General features: G+C 48.3%; 17 protein-coding genes. 12 read left to right on the top strand and 5 right to left on the bottom strand.

Translation table 11 applies throughout. The annotated features are described in order from the left end of the window. The first annotated feature begins 134 nt into the window (after positions 1-134). The gene (locus QZT80_RS15935) at positions 135-881 is read left to right on the top strand and encodes a Bax inhibitor-1/YccA family protein (protein WP_295124005.1); all 747 of its coding nucleotides are present in this window, start codon (positions 135-137) and stop codon (positions 879-881) included. Positions 882-1011: 130 nt separating this feature from the next. Here QZT80_RS15935 and QZT80_RS15930 read toward each other — a convergent pair whose 3' ends face one another. The 4 genes from QZT80_RS15930 to QZT80_RS15915 form a co-directional block, all read right to left on the bottom strand. Further along, positions 1012-2121, bottom strand: coding sequence for a TlpA disulfide reductase family protein (locus QZT80_RS15930; protein ID WP_295124003.1), 1110 nt, complete (start codon positions 2119-2121; stop codon positions 1012-1014). A gap of 11 nt (positions 2122-2132) precedes the next feature. Further along, on the bottom strand, positions 2133-3578 hold the full coding sequence (locus QZT80_RS15925; RefSeq protein WP_295124000.1) for a RagB/SusD family nutrient uptake outer membrane protein: 1446 nt from the start codon (positions 3576-3578) through the stop codon (positions 2133-2135). A 17-nt stretch (positions 3579-3595) separates the two neighbouring features. Further along, positions 3596-6748 carry a SusC/RagA family TonB-linked outer membrane protein gene (locus tag QZT80_RS15920; RefSeq protein WP_295123997.1) on the bottom strand — a complete coding sequence of 1051 codons (3153 nt, stop codon included), beginning with the start codon at positions 6746-6748 and terminating at the stop codon, positions 3596-3598. 433 nt (positions 6749-7181) lie between these two features. After that, a complete protein-coding gene (locus QZT80_RS15915; RefSeq protein WP_295123993.1) occupies positions 7182-7967 on the bottom strand; it encodes a hypothetical protein in 786 nt (261 codons plus the stop codon). A gap of 181 nt (positions 7968-8148) precedes the next feature. Here QZT80_RS15915 and QZT80_RS15910 point away from each other — a divergent pair, with 181 nt between their 5' ends. From QZT80_RS15910 to QZT80_RS15885, 6 genes are all read left to right on the top strand, one after another. Next, positions 8149-8478, top strand: coding sequence for a DMT family protein (locus tag QZT80_RS15910; RefSeq protein WP_295123990.1), 330 nt, complete (start codon positions 8149-8151; stop codon positions 8476-8478). A 9-nt stretch (positions 8479-8487) separates the two neighbouring features. Further along, entirely contained in the window at positions 8488-9594 is a 1107-nt protein-coding gene (locus QZT80_RS15905) for a serine hydrolase (protein ID WP_295123988.1), read from the top strand. A 123-nt stretch (positions 9595-9717) separates the two neighbouring features. After that, positions 9718-12192 carry a PIG-L family deacetylase gene (locus QZT80_RS15900; protein WP_295123985.1) on the top strand — a complete coding sequence of 825 codons (2475 nt, stop codon included), beginning with the start codon at positions 9718-9720 and terminating at the stop codon, positions 12190-12192. Next, positions 12192-12359: a hypothetical protein gene (locus QZT80_RS15895; protein WP_295123982.1), complete on the top strand. Its 168-nt coding sequence runs from the start codon at positions 12192-12194 to the stop codon at positions 12357-12359. The genes QZT80_RS15900 and QZT80_RS15895 overlap by 1 nt, the downstream gene beginning before the upstream one ends. 3 nt (positions 12360-12362) lie before the next feature. Then, positions 12363-12494 (top strand): hypothetical protein, encoded by a 132-nt coding sequence (locus QZT80_RS15890; RefSeq protein WP_295123979.1) that lies wholly within the window; start codon positions 12363-12365, stop codon positions 12492-12494. Continuing rightward, positions 12491-14194 carry a sodium:solute symporter gene (locus tag QZT80_RS15885; RefSeq protein ID WP_295123977.1) on the top strand — a complete coding sequence of 568 codons (1704 nt, stop codon included), beginning with the start codon at positions 12491-12493 and terminating at the stop codon, positions 14192-14194. Before QZT80_RS15890 ends, QZT80_RS15885 begins: the two co-directional genes overlap by 4 nt. A 72-nt stretch (positions 14195-14266) precedes the next feature. On the opposite strand, the gene QZT80_RS15880 is transcribed toward QZT80_RS15885, so the two are convergent. Further along, complete coding sequence (locus QZT80_RS15880; RefSeq protein WP_295123974.1) at positions 14267-15112, bottom strand: hypothetical protein; 846 nt, start codon at positions 15110-15112, stop codon at positions 14267-14269. A gap of 462 nt (positions 15113-15574) precedes the next feature. On the opposite strand from QZT80_RS15880, the gene QZT80_RS15875 reads away from it, so the two are divergent. The 5 genes from QZT80_RS15875 to QZT80_RS15855 all read left to right on the top strand — a co-directional run bounded on the left by QZT80_RS15875 (position 15575) and on the right by QZT80_RS15855 (position 19013). Then, entirely contained in the window at positions 15575-15964 is a 390-nt protein-coding gene (locus QZT80_RS15875; RefSeq protein ID WP_295123972.1) for a hypothetical protein, read from the top strand. A 155-nt stretch (positions 15965-16119) separates the two neighbouring features. Continuing rightward, a complete protein-coding gene (locus QZT80_RS15870) occupies positions 16120-16641 on the top strand; it encodes a hypothetical protein (protein ID WP_295123969.1) in 522 nt (173 codons plus the stop codon). Then, positions 16638-17432, top strand: coding sequence for a histidine kinase (locus QZT80_RS15865; protein WP_295123966.1), 795 nt, complete (start codon positions 16638-16640; stop codon positions 17430-17432). The genes QZT80_RS15870 and QZT80_RS15865 overlap by 4 nt, the downstream gene beginning before the upstream one ends. Positions 17433-17444: 12 nt before the next feature. Further along, positions 17445-18104, top strand: coding sequence for a response regulator transcription factor (locus QZT80_RS15860; protein WP_295123962.1), 660 nt, complete (start codon positions 17445-17447; stop codon positions 18102-18104). Positions 18105-18164: 60 nt separating this feature from the next. After that, positions 18165-19013, top strand: coding sequence for a DUF2911 domain-containing protein (locus QZT80_RS15855; RefSeq protein WP_295123959.1), 849 nt, complete (start codon positions 18165-18167; stop codon positions 19011-19013). The last annotated feature ends 11 nt before the right edge of the window (positions 19014-19024 follow it).

Genomic DNA, 19024 nt, shown 5'->3' with positions numbered 1-19024 from the left:
AAGGGCAGCGGAGGTCATATCCTTCGCTGCTTTCTTTTTTACAATATGATACACATTATGATAATTTTAACAGCAAGCCCGGCCGGTTAATTTATTTCATTGTATCTTTACGTATTCATTAATTGTTTTTAATTATGGCACTATTTCAATCGAGTAATCCTGTACTGAAAGAAGAAACGTTCCAGAAGGCGTCTACCATGCGCCTGGACGGAGAACTGATGACGATTAAAGGCACTGTGGCAAAAACCGGCTACTTATTCCTGTTGCTGCTGGCATCCTCCGCGTTTTCATGGGGTCAGTTTATGAGAGGCGTTAACATCTTTCCATACCTGATCGGTGGCGTTATCGTGGCGCTGATCCTGGGTTTAGTGATCACGTTTAAGAAAGAATGGTCTGGCTTCCTCGCGCCGGCTTATGCCATAGCAGAAGGCTTGTTCCTGGGCGCTGTTTCTGCCTTTTATGCGGCTAAATATGCAGGCATTGTTACGCAGGCAGTAGGCCTTACCTTCTCTGTGGTAATCGCCATGCTGTTGCTGTATGCTTTCCGCATCATCAGGGTAACTGAAACTTTCCGTTCTATTATGTTCGTGGCCATTGCCGGTATCGGTATATTCTACCTGGTGGCTTTCGGTCTCAGCTTCTTTAACATCAGCATTCCATTCCTGCACGAAGGCTCTACCTTCGGTATTATATTTTCACTGGTGGTTGTGGGCATAGCGTCGTTAAGCCTGCTGCTCGACTTCGATATGATAGAGAAAGGTTCTGTGGGCGGCGCGCCTAAATACTTCGAATGGTATTGCGCTTTCGGCCTTATGGTAACCATCGTGTGGTTGTACCTGGAAATACTGCGACTGCTGTCTAAGATAAATTCGAGGAACTAATCCTGTTTTCTGTAACTATTCCATAGATAAGCGGCCGGCGAAAGTATCGCCGGCCGTTGTATTTCCGGTATACATAAAAACGGTCGGTGCTTTTACGCGCCGGCCGTTCCATTATCAGCTTCAATAAGTTTTATAACACCTGTTGCAGCAAAGTTTCCAGTTCTTTTCCTCTCAATCCTTTACCCACTATTTTGCCTTCTTTATCGATCAGGAAGTTCATAGGTATACCGCCTACGGTGTACAGTTTATACACCTCGCTTTCGCGTGCTTTCTGGTCGATGACGTGCATCCAGTTCAGCCCGTCTTCGGCAATGGCCTGCTGCCAGGCATTACGGTCGGTATCGATAGAGAGGCCCAGTATTTCGAAACCTTTATCCTTATAACCAGCGTATGCTTTTACGAGGTTCTTATTCTCGAAGCGGCAGGGCACACACCAGCTGGCCCAGAAGTCGAGCAGTACGTATTTGCCTTTTAAGGACGAGAGGGCAACCGGGTTGCCTTTGGCGTCGTTCAGTATAAAGTCGGGCGCAGCACCGCCTATCTGCGTTCTTAATGCGCCATCCAGCCGGTCCTTCAGTTTAACACCCATCGGAGAGGCCTGCAGTGCGGGCGGCAATGTGGCATATAACTCCTGCAGGCTTTTACCGTCGGGGTTATACTGGTATAGGTTGTACATGGCAAACATAGTGGCGTAAGAGCTGCCATGCTGTGCGATATAGTTCCTGAGCGCCTGCTTTTTTTGCAGCGATACCTTATAGTAAAGCTGCGTTAAACTATCGATAGTGGCCAGATCGTTCTCCTGCACCGCTTTAGCATAAGCATTGCCGTAACCCTGAAGGGGTTTAGACAATCCATCGAACACCTTATTCAGCGAATCGAGCCGCTCGTTTTCCGGTGTGCCGCTTAGCTGCACAATGTCGGCCGACGATTTACCGCCGGTTACATATACGTTACCCGGTTCCAGGAACAAGTGTACACCATTGTCGTAGGGCGTATCCTTAATCACCAGGTACACCGCCTTAATACTATCCACCGTGCCCGACCAAACAAACCTGCCCTTCGTTACCTGAATAGTATCCGAAGCCGCGTTGCGGTCCAGCGGGTCGGTCATGATGATCGTGCCCGTATCGTAACCGTTAAGCGTGCCCTGGATAGTGACCATCTGGCTGGCGCCCTGCTGGTTAAAAGGCTGGCAGGAGATGAGAAATATTAGTCCGAAAAAGAGAAAATACCTGTTCATATTCTAAGAGGTTAATAGCCCGGATTTCTTTCCAGTACGCCGCGGCTACGTTGTATTTCGATCAGCGGCACTGGCAATATACGTTTATCCGCGCCAAAATCCTGATCGGCCACCCGTGTATTAAAGTCGAAATCACGTTTGTTCGTGAGTTTCATTTTGTTACGGTTCAGGTCAAAAATACGGTGGCCTTCAAAAGCCAGTTCAATACGCCGTTCCGCCAATACCGCGTCGATCAGTAATTGTTTGCTGTTGATAGTAATATTAGTATACGGAGCGGCGCTCACCCTTGAGCGGTTACGTACTTCGTTCAGCCTTGCCAGCGCTTCCGCATCTACTGTAGCAGCCAGTTTCCCTGCGGCTTCGGCATAGTTCAGCAATACTTCAGCATACCGGAATACCGGTGCCCAGTCGGCCACATCCCTGTATTTCAGCGTAACCGGCACACCCAAAGTAGCGTTGTTACCCGTCAGTTGTGTGCGTCTTTTATCATCCACTGCCAACCATGGATTGATGGTGATATTCAGAAAGTCCGGGTTGATATAAAGATCGGTAGAAGTGGTGTAGTGCGCAGTTAATGTAAAACCGGCTTCAAAATCGCCCGCTTTACTGGGTATAGAGAAGATGCTTTCGTTCGTGAGGTAGTTATTAGCGCCATACGTTTGTGAAGGCTGCGTATTAAGTCCGAAATCGCCATACTGTTTATTGATCACATCCCAGGCATAAGTTTTCGCGTTCTCAAAATCTTCTTTATACAGGTACACTCTTGATAAAAAGGCAGCTGCAGCCGCTTTGGTGGCTCTTGTTTTAGACTGATACGACGTGCCGTAGGAGGGAGGTAATACCGGCAGCGCTTCTGTAAGGTCTTTGATCACCTGGTCGTACACCAGCTTTACGGAACTGCGGGGCTGATTGGCCGCGGGATCGTTACTGTAGAAGGCCTGCGTCATGATCGGAATACCCAGGTGCGAAGCGTCAGTAGTAAACACATAAGGCTGGGCGAACAGGTTTACCAGGTAAAAATGCGCCATGGCCCTTACGAACTTAGCCTCTGCGATCCACATATCTGCCTGTTCAGGCGTAGTATTGGTACGATTGGCATCTATACCTGCAATCACGCGGTTAGCATCTGCAATGGCCTTATAACCGGCCTGCCACAAGCCTGCTGCCATGGCGTTAGACGATAAGGTGGTATATCTTGGAATATCTCCGAAATTGGAAGTGCGGTTAATCACATCTTCTCCCAATACATCTGCATACACCAGCGCGCGGGCCTGTAACATATTGCCGGCCTGCAGGGAATTGTAACAGCCTATCACGGCCTGCTCCATCCTGGCAGGCGTTGAAAACACCAGCGCGGTATTGATCTTATTTTCCGGATCGATATTGGTTACCTCGTCGTGGCAGGCTGTTAACAGCACTACCGCCAGTACAGGCAACCATTTATATAGTATTTTCATCTCTTCTTCTTTCTGTTTTATAAACTGATCGTGATACCTGCCATAAACGTTTTCGCCATAAACGGACGGAAGCTGTCGATCCCCAGCCCGATATTCGTGTTACCGGTGGCGTTAGCCTCAGGGTCCATGCCTTTGTACGATGTGAACAGGAAAGGGTTTTGTGCCTGCACATATACCCGCACCCTGTCCATCTTAGCGCGTTTCAGTAAAGTAGCGGGAACATTATAAGCCAGGGTAATTTCTCTTACGCGTAAAAAGCCCGCTTTCTCCAGCCACAGGCTCGACTCCTGCATCGACTGGTTATCGCCCCAGTACAAGGCCGGGTACTCAGCCGGCTGGCCACTTTTACTCCATGCTTCCAGTATCTCTGTGGATTTGTTGTAGGCATTGGTTTGGTCCATCAAACTGGCCAGGGTTTGATTGTATACGTAATAACCAAATGCGTATTGAAGGCCCACACGCACTTCCCAGTCGCCATAACCCAGGGTGTTAAAGAAGCCGCCCTGGAATTTAGGGTAAGGCGTTTTACCGCTAAGAGCTACCTTGTCTGTGCCGGAAATAGCCGTCACCGCCTGTCCTGTTTCCGGGTTTGTCCAGCTGGCGTTAGCGGGGTTATACATTTTCGCATTACCGTCTTTATCAAGAAATACGGCTCTTCCGGTAGCTGCATCTACTTCCTTAAAACGAAGCAGGTTAAACGTTCCCAGTTCCTCACCAGGTTTTGCTATGCCCATACCTTCGAACAGCGGATCGCCATTGGCATTGGTGGCCAGTACCTTATTTTTGATATAACTGATGTTGAAGTCGGAAGTCCACCACCATTTGGAATTAAGTACCGGGCTACCCGACAAAGACAATTCAGTTCCCGTGGTGCGAAGCTTACCTATATTTTGTGCGAGGGAGTTGTTAGGCATACCGGCGGTAGACAATACCGGGCTTTGCAGGATGAGGTCCTTACTCGTTTTTACAAACCAGTCGGTAGTTACATGCAGGCGGTTGCTTAACAGCGAAGCGTCGGCACCAATGTTAGCCTGGCCGCTTTTCTCCCATTTAAGGGCGGCGTTGCCCGCCGTACTGATGTTGATCGCAGTAAGGTCGCCATACTGGTAAGTTTGGTACGTAGCCAGGGCAGGGAAGTAACCTACGCTCGCATTACCAGTTAATCCGTAACTGGCGCGCAGCTTCAGGTCATTTACCACATAACTGTGTTTCAGGAAATCCTCTTCACTTAAACGCCAGCCTGCCGATACGGCCGGAAAAAGGCCACGCTGGTTATTACCGATGAAGTTAGAGTTGTAATCCGCACGCAGGTTAAGTGCGGCGATGTATTTGTCTTTATACGAATAGTTAGCGCTCGCAAAGTAGGAGGCCAGTCCGTCGTTAAACATAAAACCTGCGGCCGAACCAAAGGTGGTATAGTTCTCTACGCTGAGGTACGTGAATTGCGGGTCTTTTAATCCATAACCGTAAGGCTGCACACTTTTGGCACGGCGGCGGGTAAACTCCATACCGGCCAACACGCTCAGGCTGTGTTCATTGTCGGCGCCGAACAGGGTTTTATATTGAGCGGTAGTATACCATGCCCAGGTATTAAAGTTGCTGTACGCGTTAAAGCTAATGCCATTGAACCCCGCGGTAGTACCATCAGGCGTACGCGGGTGCCAGAACACCGTTTCGGTACCCGATACAAGGTCGGTATTGAACTGCGACTTGACCGTAAGTCCTTTTACGGGCGTAGCTTCCAGGTACATGCTGCCTATGAAACGGCGTGTTTCCTGGTCGTCGCGGTTTTGTTCCAAAGTAGCCAGTGGATTCGGGTAATTGGCACCGCCAATAACCCCGCCATTTCCACCACGACCGTGATAATAGCTGCCATCGTCATTATACACCCGCACGTTCGGGAAGTACGTCATGAAAGAACGTGGCATTGCGTTCACGTTAGTGCCCGCATCTCTCCCAAAACCCAATTGTTTAGCCCTGGAGTATTGCATATTAAGACCGGCAGTAAGCCACTCTTTCACCTTGGCTGAAGCATTTAAACGCCCGCTGATCCTTTGCAGGGTGTTATTACGGAGGTAGTTATCGTAGTTATAATAGTTGCCCGATCCGTAGTAGTTGTATTTGTCGGAACCACCGCTGAATGAAAGCTGGTGTTGCTGAACACCGCCATCGTGGAATAATATATCCTGCCAGTCGGTATCCACCACCTTATCAGAACCGTCGGTATTTTGCTCGTAAGCCGCAAGGGGAGCAAGACCTGCATTCGTACGCATTTGATTGATCGTAGTATTATAACTCTCAGCGTTCAGCACATCCAGCTTATTGCCAGGTTTCACCAAACCAAGATCGGCACTGTAGGTAATGTTACCAGCCCCGGCCTTTCCCTTTTTGGTAGTAACCAGCAATACACCGGCTGCTGCGCGGGAACCGTAGATGGCGGCAGCGGCAGCATCTTTCAACACCTGTATACTTTCAATATCGGCCGGGTTAATAGACGACAGGGCGTTAATAGGGTTGTAGCTCAGGGTAGCGGAATTACCGGAAAGCACCGGCACCCCGTCAATCACGATCAGGGGGTTACTGGAAGAGGAAGAGGAGATAGAAGACGCCCCTCTGACGCGGATGGCCACCCGTTCGCCTACCAATCCTGAAGAGTTAATGACGTTAACCCCGGCAAGGTGCCCGGTCATTAACTGGTCAAAACTATTGGCCGGTGCACGCAACTCTTCGTTGTGCCGTACTCTTACAGCCGCCTGTGTGGTATTTTTCCTGTCCAGCGACTGGTACCCCAGTACCACCACATCGTGCAAAGAAGTAGGATCTGTTTGCAGTGTAATTTCGGCTGGTAGTCCGCCTGTAATCGTAACCTCCCGTGTCTTATACCCAATAAAAGAAAACACCAGCGTTGTTTTGCCTGGCTGGGCAACAATACTGAAACGGCCTTCGGCATCGGTTTGCACCGCATTGCCGTTATGCTTGTACCGGACGCTTACTCCGGGCAGCGGCTGGCCGTTTTCATCTGTTACTTTTCCTTTCAGCAGATCTTCATAAAACACAATATGTACCGGCACAACCGTACTGTTCCCGAACGTAGTAAGCGACGTAAGGGATAATAGCGGAATAGTACATGAAATTAATCTTTTGACCCATTGTGTAGAAGTCCTGTTCATATGCTCGTTGAATAAATAAGTGTCTGTCCCTCCAATGTCGGCGCGGGCTAAAACGGCTGGCAAATTCACATGGGCTATCGGTCACAAACCTGTTATGCTGCGCAATACATATTGCTGTTTACGTGTAATTTATATCTCTTAATGGTCAGTCAACAAGTGATGAAACGGAAATGCGGAACAAACGGATGAAGCGGTAATAATGGCTGATGCGGGAGATAAAACGCCCCTCAAATATTCACTTTGCTATTGTGTATTGTAGGTTAGCGGCCGTTACTGGTTTGGTATGTAACAGGGACTCCCCGTAACAAGATAAGGTTGCCTGCTACGGCAACCTCGCTTTCATCCGCACAGGACAAAAATAATAATTATTTGTAAAAACGTTAATTTAAACAGCTTAAAGCCAAAAATTAACTTCAGGCTGACTTTACTGTGACTATTTACAATTATAGGTAAAACTCTGTTCATGGATGTTTTTACTGCCGTACTCTGTACTTTGCTCCAACGGGTATCCGTTTGCGTTATAAGAGTAGGTAGACTCGTACACCTTGTCAGACACCTGCCCGTTTACCACCAGTTCTTTGATCCGCACGTTATTATTCGCTGAAAGCTGGTGAATAGCACTCACGGCGGCAGGGAAGGCGGCGTATAAGGGTATCCTCTTATTATCGTGTTCCATTTCCACATCGTTGGTTAGTACATTGTCAGCAGCACGGTAGGTTTTAATCCGGGTCACATTTTTGCCCGAGTGGGTGTACAGAATATAAGTGGCGGTGTTGATATTTACATTCTTCTCATCAACCCGTTCCAGCTTACCGTTTTTGTATGCGTAGGTACGTTCGAACACCAGTACAGCCGCTGGCTTCAGTTCGTAGTATTCTTCCTTCTTTATCTTATCACCTTCATATATATACCTGAACTCCGCCACTTTTACATTGGCATTGCTATACAGGTTTTTCTGTTTAAGGCGCTTACCATCATAAATGTACTCCTGGCGGCTCATAAACCCACCATCCTGCCGGGTATCGGTAACACCGGTGAGGTAGCCTGCAGCATTATAAGTATACGCTTCATTGTACCAGGTACCATCAAAGTAGTAAAACTTTGAGCTGGAAAGCTGGCAGGTGTTGTTTTGCTCAGGGTCGGGGCACACCACTTTCTCACAGGCCATTACGGCTACAAAAAGTACAATGAGGCTGGCAAACAAAATATTCTTGTTCATAAGTAACGTTTAAAAATTGATGGTTCCGTTTCAATACAATAAGGAGTGATACAAAAGTAGGACGGTTAACAGCGCTTTTTTTTAGTAGATCCCACAGAATTTTGAGTAGGTAGTACTACGGATACGGCACTGTGTTTGATCATTGAATTTAAGTAGCTTTAAAAACTAATTCATCCCACATATGCGCACGATTATACTGCTGGTTATTTCCAATGTGTTTATGACCTTTGCCTGGTACGGGCATCTTAAACATGCCAATTCTGCGCTCTGGAAGGCGATCCTGGTAAGTTGGGGAATCGCCTTTTTTGAATATTGTTTCCAGGTACCGGCCAACCGTCTTGGCTACCAGGAAGGTATTAACGGCTTCCAGCTGAAAATGATCCAGGAAGTAATTACCCTCACTGTATTCTGTATTTTTGCCGTACTTTACCTGAAAGAAACGTTACGCTGGAATTACCTGATAGCCTTCGGACTGTTGCTCGGCGCCGTTTACTTTATGTTTAAAAAATAGGATCTCTCCATGCGACTACTAAGACTGCTCGCCGGCTTACTGCTGGCGTTTACTATGCCTGCCTTTGCCCAGGAAACTGCGGCCATTCGTACCGATAACCCGCTGCAAACACCGTTGGATAAAAAGATAGACAGTTTGGCCCGTGCGTACATCACCCAACCCGGAGTGGCCGGAGGCCTGTCCATAGGCATTACCAGAAACGGGAAGCAGTTTACTTACAATTACGGGGAAGTGAAGAAAGGTTACGGCCAGTTGCCCGACAGCAGCACCGTGTACGAAATAGGTTCGCTTTCCAAAACCTTCACGGCTACGTTATTTGCATTGGAAATTATCAATAAAAAGATGAAGAAGGATGATTTACTGAGCCGTTACCTGCCCGACAATATCCCCGTGCATCGTTATAACGATACGCCCATTACGCTGGTTACGCTGGTAAATCACACGTCTGCCTTGCCCAGGCTGCCGCAAAACCTGTTTGAAACGGCCGATGCGTCCAATCCTTATGCTCATTACACTACCAACATGATGTACAAGTTCCTGGGCACTTACAAACTGGAACGTGCGCCGGGTACGAAATACGAGTACTCAAACATTGCACCCGGACTGATGAGCACCATACTCGGTCAACAGCACAAAATGCCTTACGCCCAACTGTTACAGGAGGCAATCTGCCGTCCACTGGGCATGAATAACACCGCGGTGAAACTAACACCCGCTATGGAATCCCGTTTTGCCCAGGGCTACGATGCCGGGGGTAAAGCAGTAAACGCCTGGGATTTCCAGGAAATAGCAGGGGCAGGAGGAATACGTTCTACCGTGGCCGACCTGTTACGTTTCCTGCACGCCAATATGGACAGCACCGGCGGCAAACTCTATAAAGCCATGGCCCTTTGCCGGGAGCCCACGTTCTCTAAAGACGGCATGACCGTGGGAATGGGTTGGCACATCGGCAATATTGGCCGCGACAAGTTCTATAACCATACCGGTGCTACCGGTGGTTTTGCCTCTTACACCGCCTTTGTACCCGCCAGAAACACAGGGTTTACCATACTTTGCAACCGTGCAGCCCAAACCAACATCGGTAACGATTTGCTGATATGGCTGTACATGAACTGATTGCAGCCTGCCGCGCTGCATAAAAGGCGCGGCAGCTTTCATTTATTATTATTTCGATAAGTGGTAACCGCAACCCCGATATAATGACTATTTTTGAAACCTTGTAAAACGCAGAGCTCATACATGGTTTCAAAACGCTACTTACCATTCATACTCCTGGCCTTAACTGCAGGACGCCTATCCCTGAAAGCGCAATCTTCTGTGCCTGCCAGTGCGGCAGATATCAGGCTTCAACTCGGCAAACTCAATACGCTCGGTAGTGTGCTGTATTTCGCAGCGCATCCCGACGATGAAAATACACGGCTTATAGCCTATCTCGCCAAAGATAAACTGTACCGTACCGGTTACCTTTCCCTTACCCGCGGTGATGGCGGTCAAAACCTGATCGGCAACGAGCAGGCCGAACTGCTGGGGCTTATCCGTACGCAGGAACTGCTGGCCGCCCGCCGTACAGACGGTGGCGAACAGTTTTTTACCCGCGCTAACGATTTCGGCTTTTCCAAGAACCCGGAAGAAACTTTCCGCATCTGGGATAAGGACAAAGTACTGGGCGATGCTGTCTGGATCATCCGTAACTTCCAGCCCGACGTGATCGTTTGCCGGTTCCCGGCCGATAGCAGGGCAGGCCACGGTCACCATACCGCGTCGGCCATGATAGCTGCAGAGGCTTTCGAGGCTGCCGCCGACCCAAAGAAATACCCTGAACAACTGAAATACGTTAAAACCTGGCAGGTAAAACGTTTGCTCTGGAACGGCTTCGGCAATACAGGCGACGACAGCTTCCGCCAGGACGTAGGTACTTATAACTACCTGCTGGGCCGCGGTTATGGCGAAATAGCCGCCCAAAGCCGCTCGCAGCATAAGAGCCAGGGCTTCGGCGTAGCCGCTACCCGCGGCAGCTCCTTCGAAAACTTCTCTACCATTAAAGGTGATACACCTAAAGAAAACCTGCTGGACGGTGTGAACACCAGCTGGTCGAGGGTAGAAGGCGGGGCGGGCATCGGCCAGCAACTGGATGTCATTATCCGCGCTTATAACCTTAACAATCCTTCTGCCTCTGTACCGGCATTACTGCAACTACGCAAGTCGATTGCCGCTTTGCCCGACGGTTACTGGAAAAAACTGAAACTGCAGGAAACCGACAACCTGGTGCTTGCATGCGCTGGTGTGTGGGTGGAAGCTTACAGTGCCAGTCCGCTGGTTACGGGCGGTCAGCCATTTAAATCGAGCATCCAGCTGATCAACCGCAGCAAGGTGCCTGTAACTTTAAGCAGCATTAGTGTTGATGGTAAAAGCACCAACTTCGGTGAGGCATTGGAATACAATAACCTGCTCACTAAAAACAGCGAAGCGAATGTACCTGCTTCAATAGTGAACACTCAGCCTTACTGGCTGGAAAAGCCGCACCCCATAGGTACTTACCAGGTGTCGAACCAGGAGCTGGTAGGTAATCCAGGCAACGTGCCGCTGGCAGCTACCGTTACTTTAAAGGTCGACGGGCAGGACATTTCCATCACCCGTCCATTCATCTACAAATACACGGACCCTGTAAAAGGAGAGGTGTTTAACCCGCTGGTAATAGCGCCGCCAATAGTGGCCACACTTGCCAGCCCGGTATATATTTACACCAAAGCACAGGCCCAGCAGATACCGGTTAAGGTGAAAAGCACGAAGGCCGATGTGAGCGGCAATGTAAGGTTACAACTGCCTGCCGGTTTTAAAGCCGAGCCAGCCAGCCGTGCCTTCAGCCTTAAAAACGCCGGCGATGAAACGGAAGTAATGTTCGCAGTATCGCCCGTGAAGATGAATGGCCACGATGTAGCCGATACTTTACAGGTAGAAGTGGACTATAACGGCAAGGTTTACACGCAAAGTATGCTCGAAATACAGTACGATCATATCCCTAACATCACCCTTTTCCCGCAGGCGCAGGCCAGGCTGGTATCGGTGAACCTGAAATATAACGGCCGCAAACTGGGTTACATCCCGGGGGCGGGCGATAAAGTAGCGGAATCGTTACGGCAGGTAGGTTATGATGTAACCATCCTCGGCGAAAAAGAGATCATGAGCGGCAACCTGGAACAGTACGATGCTATCATCACAGGTGTGCGCGCTTACAATACCCAGGAAAGACTCCGTTACTGGCAGGATAACCTGATGAACTACGTAAAGAATGGCGGTACGCTGCTGGTACAATACAATACGAACGGCGGACTGGTAACGAAAAACCTCGGCCCATTCCCCTTCAGCCTCTCGCGCGACAGGGTGACCGACGAAAATGCAGTCGTGAAGTTCGTAGATGCTGCCAGCCCGTTGCTGCATTATCCTAACGAGATCGGCAAGAGCGATTTTGAGGGATGGGTGCAGGAGAGGGGCCTTTACTTTACTACCGAAGCAGACGCGAATTACAAAAAAGTGTTTAGCATGGCCGATCCTGGTGAGCGCGAGCTGGACGGCTCCACGATAGTAGCGCAATATGGCAAAGGCAGGTACGTATATACCAGCCTGGCCTTCTTCCGCGAACTGCCTGCCGGTGTTCCCGGCGCGTACAGGCTGTTCGTGAACCTGATATCCAATCAAAAAAACAATTCGAAATAATGGCGCAAAAGAAACAGGTAGGCCGGTCCAGGCTATCCATTGCAGCGGCATTTTGCATTATACTGGGGCTGGGAATCGGCTTCCTTATAAAACGGGTGCATGTAGGGCTGTTCATCGGTATCGGACTGGGCCTGCTGAGCGGAGGATTGCTTTCGAAGAGAAAATAAACTATGACCACAAAGGATACGCAACACGAGAAGCCGCCACTGTTTAGCAAGTGGCGCTACTGGTACTTATTGGTGATCGCCTGGCTGATCACCCAGATCATTCTATTCTACTTCTTCACCAAAACATTTTCATGAGCATTACGGACTGGATAGTATTGTCCGCCACGTTGATCGTTATTATCTGCTACGGGGTTTGGAAAAGTCGCGGCCAAACGAATATGGACGATTACTTTATGGGCAACAGGAGTATGCCCTGGTATATCGTGCTGCTGTCTATTATGGGCACGCAGGCCAGCGCCATTACCTTTATTTCCGCACCCGGACAGGCTTATACAGACGGGATGCGTTTCGTGCAGTATTACTTTGGCCTTCCTTTGGCCATGGTGGTTATTTGCGTGGCGTTCGTCCCCATCTTCCGTAAACTGAATGTTTATACAGCCTATGAGTACCTCGAGCAGCGTTTCGATCTTAAAACACGTACGCTCACTTCGGTATTGTTCCTGATACAGCGTGGTTTATCCACCGGTATCAGTATTTGCGCACCATCTATTATTCTCTCGTCCTTACTGGGCTGGAACATCTACTGGACCAATGTGTTCATGGGTGGCCTGCTCATCATTTATACCATGAGTGGCGGCACCAAAGCCGTGTCATACACCCAAACCCTGCAACTCGTCGTTATCTTTGCGGGTATGTTCCTGGCAGGCTGGATGGTGGTAAAACTGCTGCCTGCCGACATTGGCTTTAAGGAAGCATTACAGGTATCGGGCAAGATGGGCAAACTGAACGTTATTGTGACCGACTTTAACTTCAAAGATCGTTATAACATATGGAGCGGGGTGATAGGAGGCTTCTTCCTGGCGTTGTCGTACTTCGGCACCGACCAGTCGCAGGTAGGCCGTTATCTCACCGCCCGGTCCGTTACCGAAAGCCGTATGGGACTGTTAATGAACGGACTGGTGAAAGTGCCGATGCAGTTCCTGATACTGTTACTGGGCGCGCTGGTATTTGTATTTTACCTGTATTTCCGCGCACCTATCTTTTTTAATGAGGCACAGTTGAAAAAGACCCGCCAAACAGAGCAGGGCCCGGCATTACAACAATTAGAGCAGCAATACGCTACCCTTGGCGATCAGAAATCGGCGCAGGTAAAAGAACTGTCCGCAGCACTGGCCACCGGTGAAGAAACGGTCATAGCCGCCAAACAGCAGGCCCTGGCCCAAACAGACGTTACAGCGGGCAAGGTGCGTAAAGAAGCGCTGGAGCTCATCAAAACATCCGACCCTACGGCCGACACCAACGATACCAATTACATTTTCCTGCACTTTGTGGTTAACAGTTTGCCCAGGGGATTGGTGGGCCTGCTGATCGCCATTATATTCCTGGCCTCCTGGGGCAGCATTGCCGCCGCCTTAAACTCCCTGGCCTCCACCACCGTGATAGATGTTTACCAGCGTATGGTGAACCCGCATGCTACAGACGCCGAGTATCTCAAAGTTTCTAAGTTATGGACACTGATATGGGGCGTATTCAGCATACTTGTAGCGCAGTTTGCCACTGGTTTGGGCAGCCTCATTGAAGCAGTGAACATCCTTGGCTCATTGTTTTACGGGACCATACTGGGTATATTCCTGGTAGCTTTCTGGCTGAAGAACGTGAAGGGAGATGCCGCATTTATGGCGGCACTGGCAGCGGAAGTACTCGTATTCATCGTCTACAAACTGGACGTAGTATCGTTCCTCTGGCTGAATGCAGTAGGTTGCATACTGGTGCTGGTACTGTCGCTGGTATTCCAGCAGTTCAACAATCTTAAGGCGAAGCGTCTGCCTGCCTAAAAAGAAAAACAGCTACACTTGGGGCGTAGCTGTTTTCCCAACATTTTGGGGCATTCTAACTATGGGCGGAACCTATCCAACAACATACAGGTCCTTATAAAGCTTCTTTGTTTTTGTCGTATGAATCAGGTCGTTAAACCAACCGCTGATGGGGCGGGAAGTCTTTTCGACCTCACTTGCAGGCTTAACAAAAAGATTCATGCGGGAACAGGGAGCAATTTCCTGCCTTTCGGGCTGGAATGCCATGTGTTTATCTTCGCTCCATATTAACTGATCATGGCTGTATATTTTAAAGTAAACGTCAGGGAAAGCTTGTGTGCCGTTGATGCCAAAAAACAGCTTATACCGGCCATGGTCGTTGGTATTACCCCAACCCACGATGCGGTCGTTAACAGCATTATAGGCTTCCACGCGCACACCCGGCAAAGGGTTATACGTTTCGTGGTGCCTTACGGAACCAGTAATAACACCAGCGCCGAATTGCGCACGTACCTGGCTCCATTTTTCTGAAGGCACAACATAAGCGAAAGCCGCCACGTACTTATCTTTCGAACGTTTCCAGGCGGGCACGCAAGTGCTAAGATGGTAACGTTTAACAGTACCGGCAGGATTGCGCTGGCCGGGAACACGGGCCATTTCTATTTCCACCTCTACAGCCTCGGTAAAAAGATGTACCTCTTCCCAGGCAAGGCTGAAATTCCCCCTCTCGTCCAGCTCGGCCGAAGCCAGCAGGCGTTCCTCTTTACTTGAATGATCCTGGTCGCTTACAGCACGCAGGTGGCTGAATTTACCGGCTTTCAGATCGTCGGCATTACATGGGCTAACAGGCAAATAGATCCTGAGCGTAGAGTGGGCGAGGGGTTCGATGCACTCATCGCAAATCAGGGCAGAGATGTTTCCGATTAATAGGTAACTCATAGTCGAGAATTTTTTTGATATACAAATTTTTGGGGGTCAAACACGACCTGTTTACAATACTACCGGCTTAACGTAGCCGGCCACTCCTCTGCATATAATGAACTAGCGAAACAAACATGGTAGAAAGGCCAGGTAATCCGTCTTTCTTAATTTCCATTCGGTTGATTAACCAACTATCTTCAGTCAGTAACACAAAGGTTGCAAACTCTGAGGTTGCAGACAAGCGTTAAGCCACTAAGATTCCAGAATACGTACTTCTACGCAATTTTGACCGGATTGTACGTAATGTTCCAATTTTAGGGCTTCTCTCTAATACATTCAAACTCAATGCTGCACTTATTATTGGGTAGAAAATGGGTAGGGCGTAACAAACGTGTCATGACGCATAATATGCTTTGATTAGTGGTATTTTATGATAATTTTACCCTACATTATAACTAACTCTCTAAAACAACACTATCTATGAGCAAGTTCAACAAAGACGCCGGCGAGTTTATTTCGCTCGAAAAAGGCGCCAAGTTTACTTCAACATTCAGGTTCGAACAACGCCAAATGAGAAAAAAAGAGGCTTACTCTATTGCCGCTTTCTTTGGTGCGAACAAAATTAACCAGTTGCTGAACAATAATCCCGCTGCAATTGGCATTCGTATCTACTACGGCCTCGATGTAGACGGCGATGGTAAGGCAGATAACAAATTTGTACTTGTTGCTGTTGATGAAAAAGGGAACGACATCCTTCCTTCAAAAGACGCCAGGCTTGGAAAAGACGATTCAGACCAGGATATCCTGGACGGCGGCGTATATTGCCCGGTTGATTGCGCTCAAGACAATCCTTTAAATTCTGATCTCTAGTGCCTGTTTACACTATTATTTTTTATTTTCTTCTGGGGATCGAATTTTTAATTCTGATCCCCTTCTCCCTAAGCTTTCCAAAGCTCAAAAAGAACGAAAAATGGATATACTACTATCTGCTCGTTAGTTTTTTTTATGCGGCCATATCGCTTGTAATGAAGCAGTACAAGTTAAACAACATGCTCTTCGTTTCGGTGATGAACCTGCTGCAGTTCTACGTACTTTCCATGTTCTATTTCACGGTGATCAAGAACCCGGTAGTACATAAGGCCATCAGGCTGCTGTTAGTGATTACCAGTCTTATTTTTGTGCTGGACCTCACGCTTATCGAAGGCACCAAAGCATTTAACTCCATATTTACTTCCTTCCGTACGCTGGTGCTGATCGTATACGGCACTATCTTTTTTCTCCAGTTACAGAAAGATGAACAGATGATCGAACAATCCATTTATATCAATGCCGTGCCAGACTTCTGGTTCAATGCGGGACTGTTTGTATACCTGTGTTGCTCGTTCATTTTTACACTTAGTTATAATTTCCTCCAAAAAATGGATATGTCTTCCGAACAGATACGCGCAGCGGTAGGTATCAGTGCAGCACTGCACTATACTTCAGGCGTTTGCGAGATCATCCTGTTTTATGTAGGCTTCCGAAAAATCAAAAGGGCAAGATCATGAATATCGTTGAATTGATATTGATCGGCACTATCGTAATGCTGATGCTCGGCATTTTTGTGGTAGTGATGGTGGTGATGCAGCAAAAACAGGTGGTCCAGTACAAACTGAGCCTCAAGGACAAAGACCTGCAGCTTCAAAAAGAACGCCTCGTGGCTGTAATACAGGGCCAGGAAACGGAACGCAAGCGTATTGCCGAAGACCTCCACGACGAGGTGGGCGCGCAATTGTCTGTGCTAAAACTGAACCTTAACCATCTGCAGCAGCAGGCCCAAAACGGCCAGGTAGAACGGATCAAGGAAACCAAGGAATTTACCGACACCATTATACAGCAGCTGCGGTTTATCTCCCAAAGCCTGCACCCCCAAACGCTGGACAACCTGGGCCTGTCGCACGCGCTTGACTCCTTTAGCAGCCTTATGAACAAAAACAAAGAGGTGGTTATTAAGTACCAGACCGACGGCAGCCCGTTCCCGGTAGACCGTGAAAAAGCACTGAACGTGTACAGGGTGGTACAGGAGCTGATTAACAACATCATTAAACACGCCCAGGCCAAAAACGTCCTTATTTCCTACCAAAGTAGCAGTACTCAGCTAATTATTACGGTAGAGGATGATGGTAATGGCCTGCTCACAGAGGGTTTGCAGGAATCAAGGAAGAAAACGGGCAGCCTCGGCCTAAAAAATATAGAAAGCCGCTTGAATATTATCGGGGGAAACATCAACTTTGTGAAAAAAGCCCCCGGCGGTACAAAAGCCGAAATACGGGTGGAAAATTTTCAACCGGTTCTATAAACAGCGCTAAATATGCTACCTCCAATTAAAGTAGCTATTGCTGATGATCATAAAATATTCCGTAGTGGTGTTATTAATACCCTCATCCCATACGAAAACATCAATGTCGTATTTGAAGCGGAAGACGGCGAGCACCTGCTCGAAATTATGACTCAGCAACAGCCCGATGTTATACTTATGGACCTTAAAATGCCAAAGATGGATGGCATACAGGCCACTATCCAGGTAAAAGAACGGTACCCCGACGTAAAGGTGATTATCCTCACCATGTACGAAGACGATAACTTTATTGTACACCTGGTAGAAAACGGCGCTAACGCTTACCTGCTCAAAAACAGCGAACCGGAAGAGATTTACGAGGCCATTTGCACGACCTACGAGAAAGGTTTCTATTTTAACGAAAACGTAAACCTGGCGCTGTTAAAGAAAGTACTGCATAAAAACAAACAGCAGTTCAAACCTACCTTTAAGAACGAAATTCAGCTAAACGAACGCGAAGTTGAGGTACTGAAACTGATTTGCGGCGAATGCACCACGCAGGAAATATCTGAAAAGATCTTCCTCAGCCCGCGCACAGTCGAAGGCATCAGGCAAAAACTGCTGGAAAAGATAAATGTAAAAAATACCGTAGGCCTGGTTTTATACGCATTTCGTAACGGACTGATTGAATAGCCCGCATATCCCATTATATTTGCGCATCACTAAATTGTGACATCAATAAATCTGCTGTATATGAACAAGATTTCCACCTATGTATGCATGACTGCATTCAGTGTTGCCGTTTCGGCAACTGCATTTGCCCAGGGCGGCGTTAAAACGCCAGCCCCGAGCCCTACCCAGGTAGTTAAACAAAACTTCGCCCTGTCTTCTGTGGAAGTGGTGTATAGCCGCCCTGCCATCAAAGGCCGTACGATTTTTGGCGACCTGGTACCTTATGGTAAAGTATGGCGCACCGGCGCTAACAATGCCACCAAAGTAACTGTTGGCGAAGACCTGATGTTCGAAGGCGTTAAAGTTCCTGCCGGTGATTACGCACTTTACACCATTCCCGGCCAAACCGAATGGGAAGTTGTACTGAACAAAGGCGTTAAGAACTGGGGCGATATGGGTTACAAAAAAGAGGACGACATCGTTCGCTTTAAAGTAAAACCACAGGAGTTGCCATTCCAGGTAGAGTCTTTCATGATCAGCTTCGACAAAGTTGTTGCTTCCAGCATGACGATGATGATTATCTGGGACAACGTAATGGTGCCCATCGAGATCACTGCTCCTGATATGGACAAAAAGATCATGGCTCAGATCGACGAAGCCATGAAAGGTGAGAAAAAACCTTACTGGACTGCCGCCAGCTACTACTACGAAAACAACCGCGACCTGAAAAAGGCGCTGGAGTGGGTTAACGCAGCCATCACCGAAGCTAAGGAACCATTCTATATGGTGCACCTGAAAGCTAAGATCCAGGCGAAACTGGGCGATAAAGCAGGTGCAAAAACTACCGCACTTCGTTCTATCGAACTGGCAAAAACAGCTAACAACGCCGATTATGTGGCGCTGAACGAAAAGCTGATCAAAACACTGTAAGTAATTCTTTA

The sequence above is a fragment of the uncultured Chitinophaga sp. genome (assembly GCF_902168175.1).
Classification (GTDB): Bacteria; Bacteroidota; Bacteroidia; order Chitinophagales; family Chitinophagaceae; genus Chitinophaga.
This window is presented reverse-complemented; position numbering and strand designations above follow the sequence as displayed.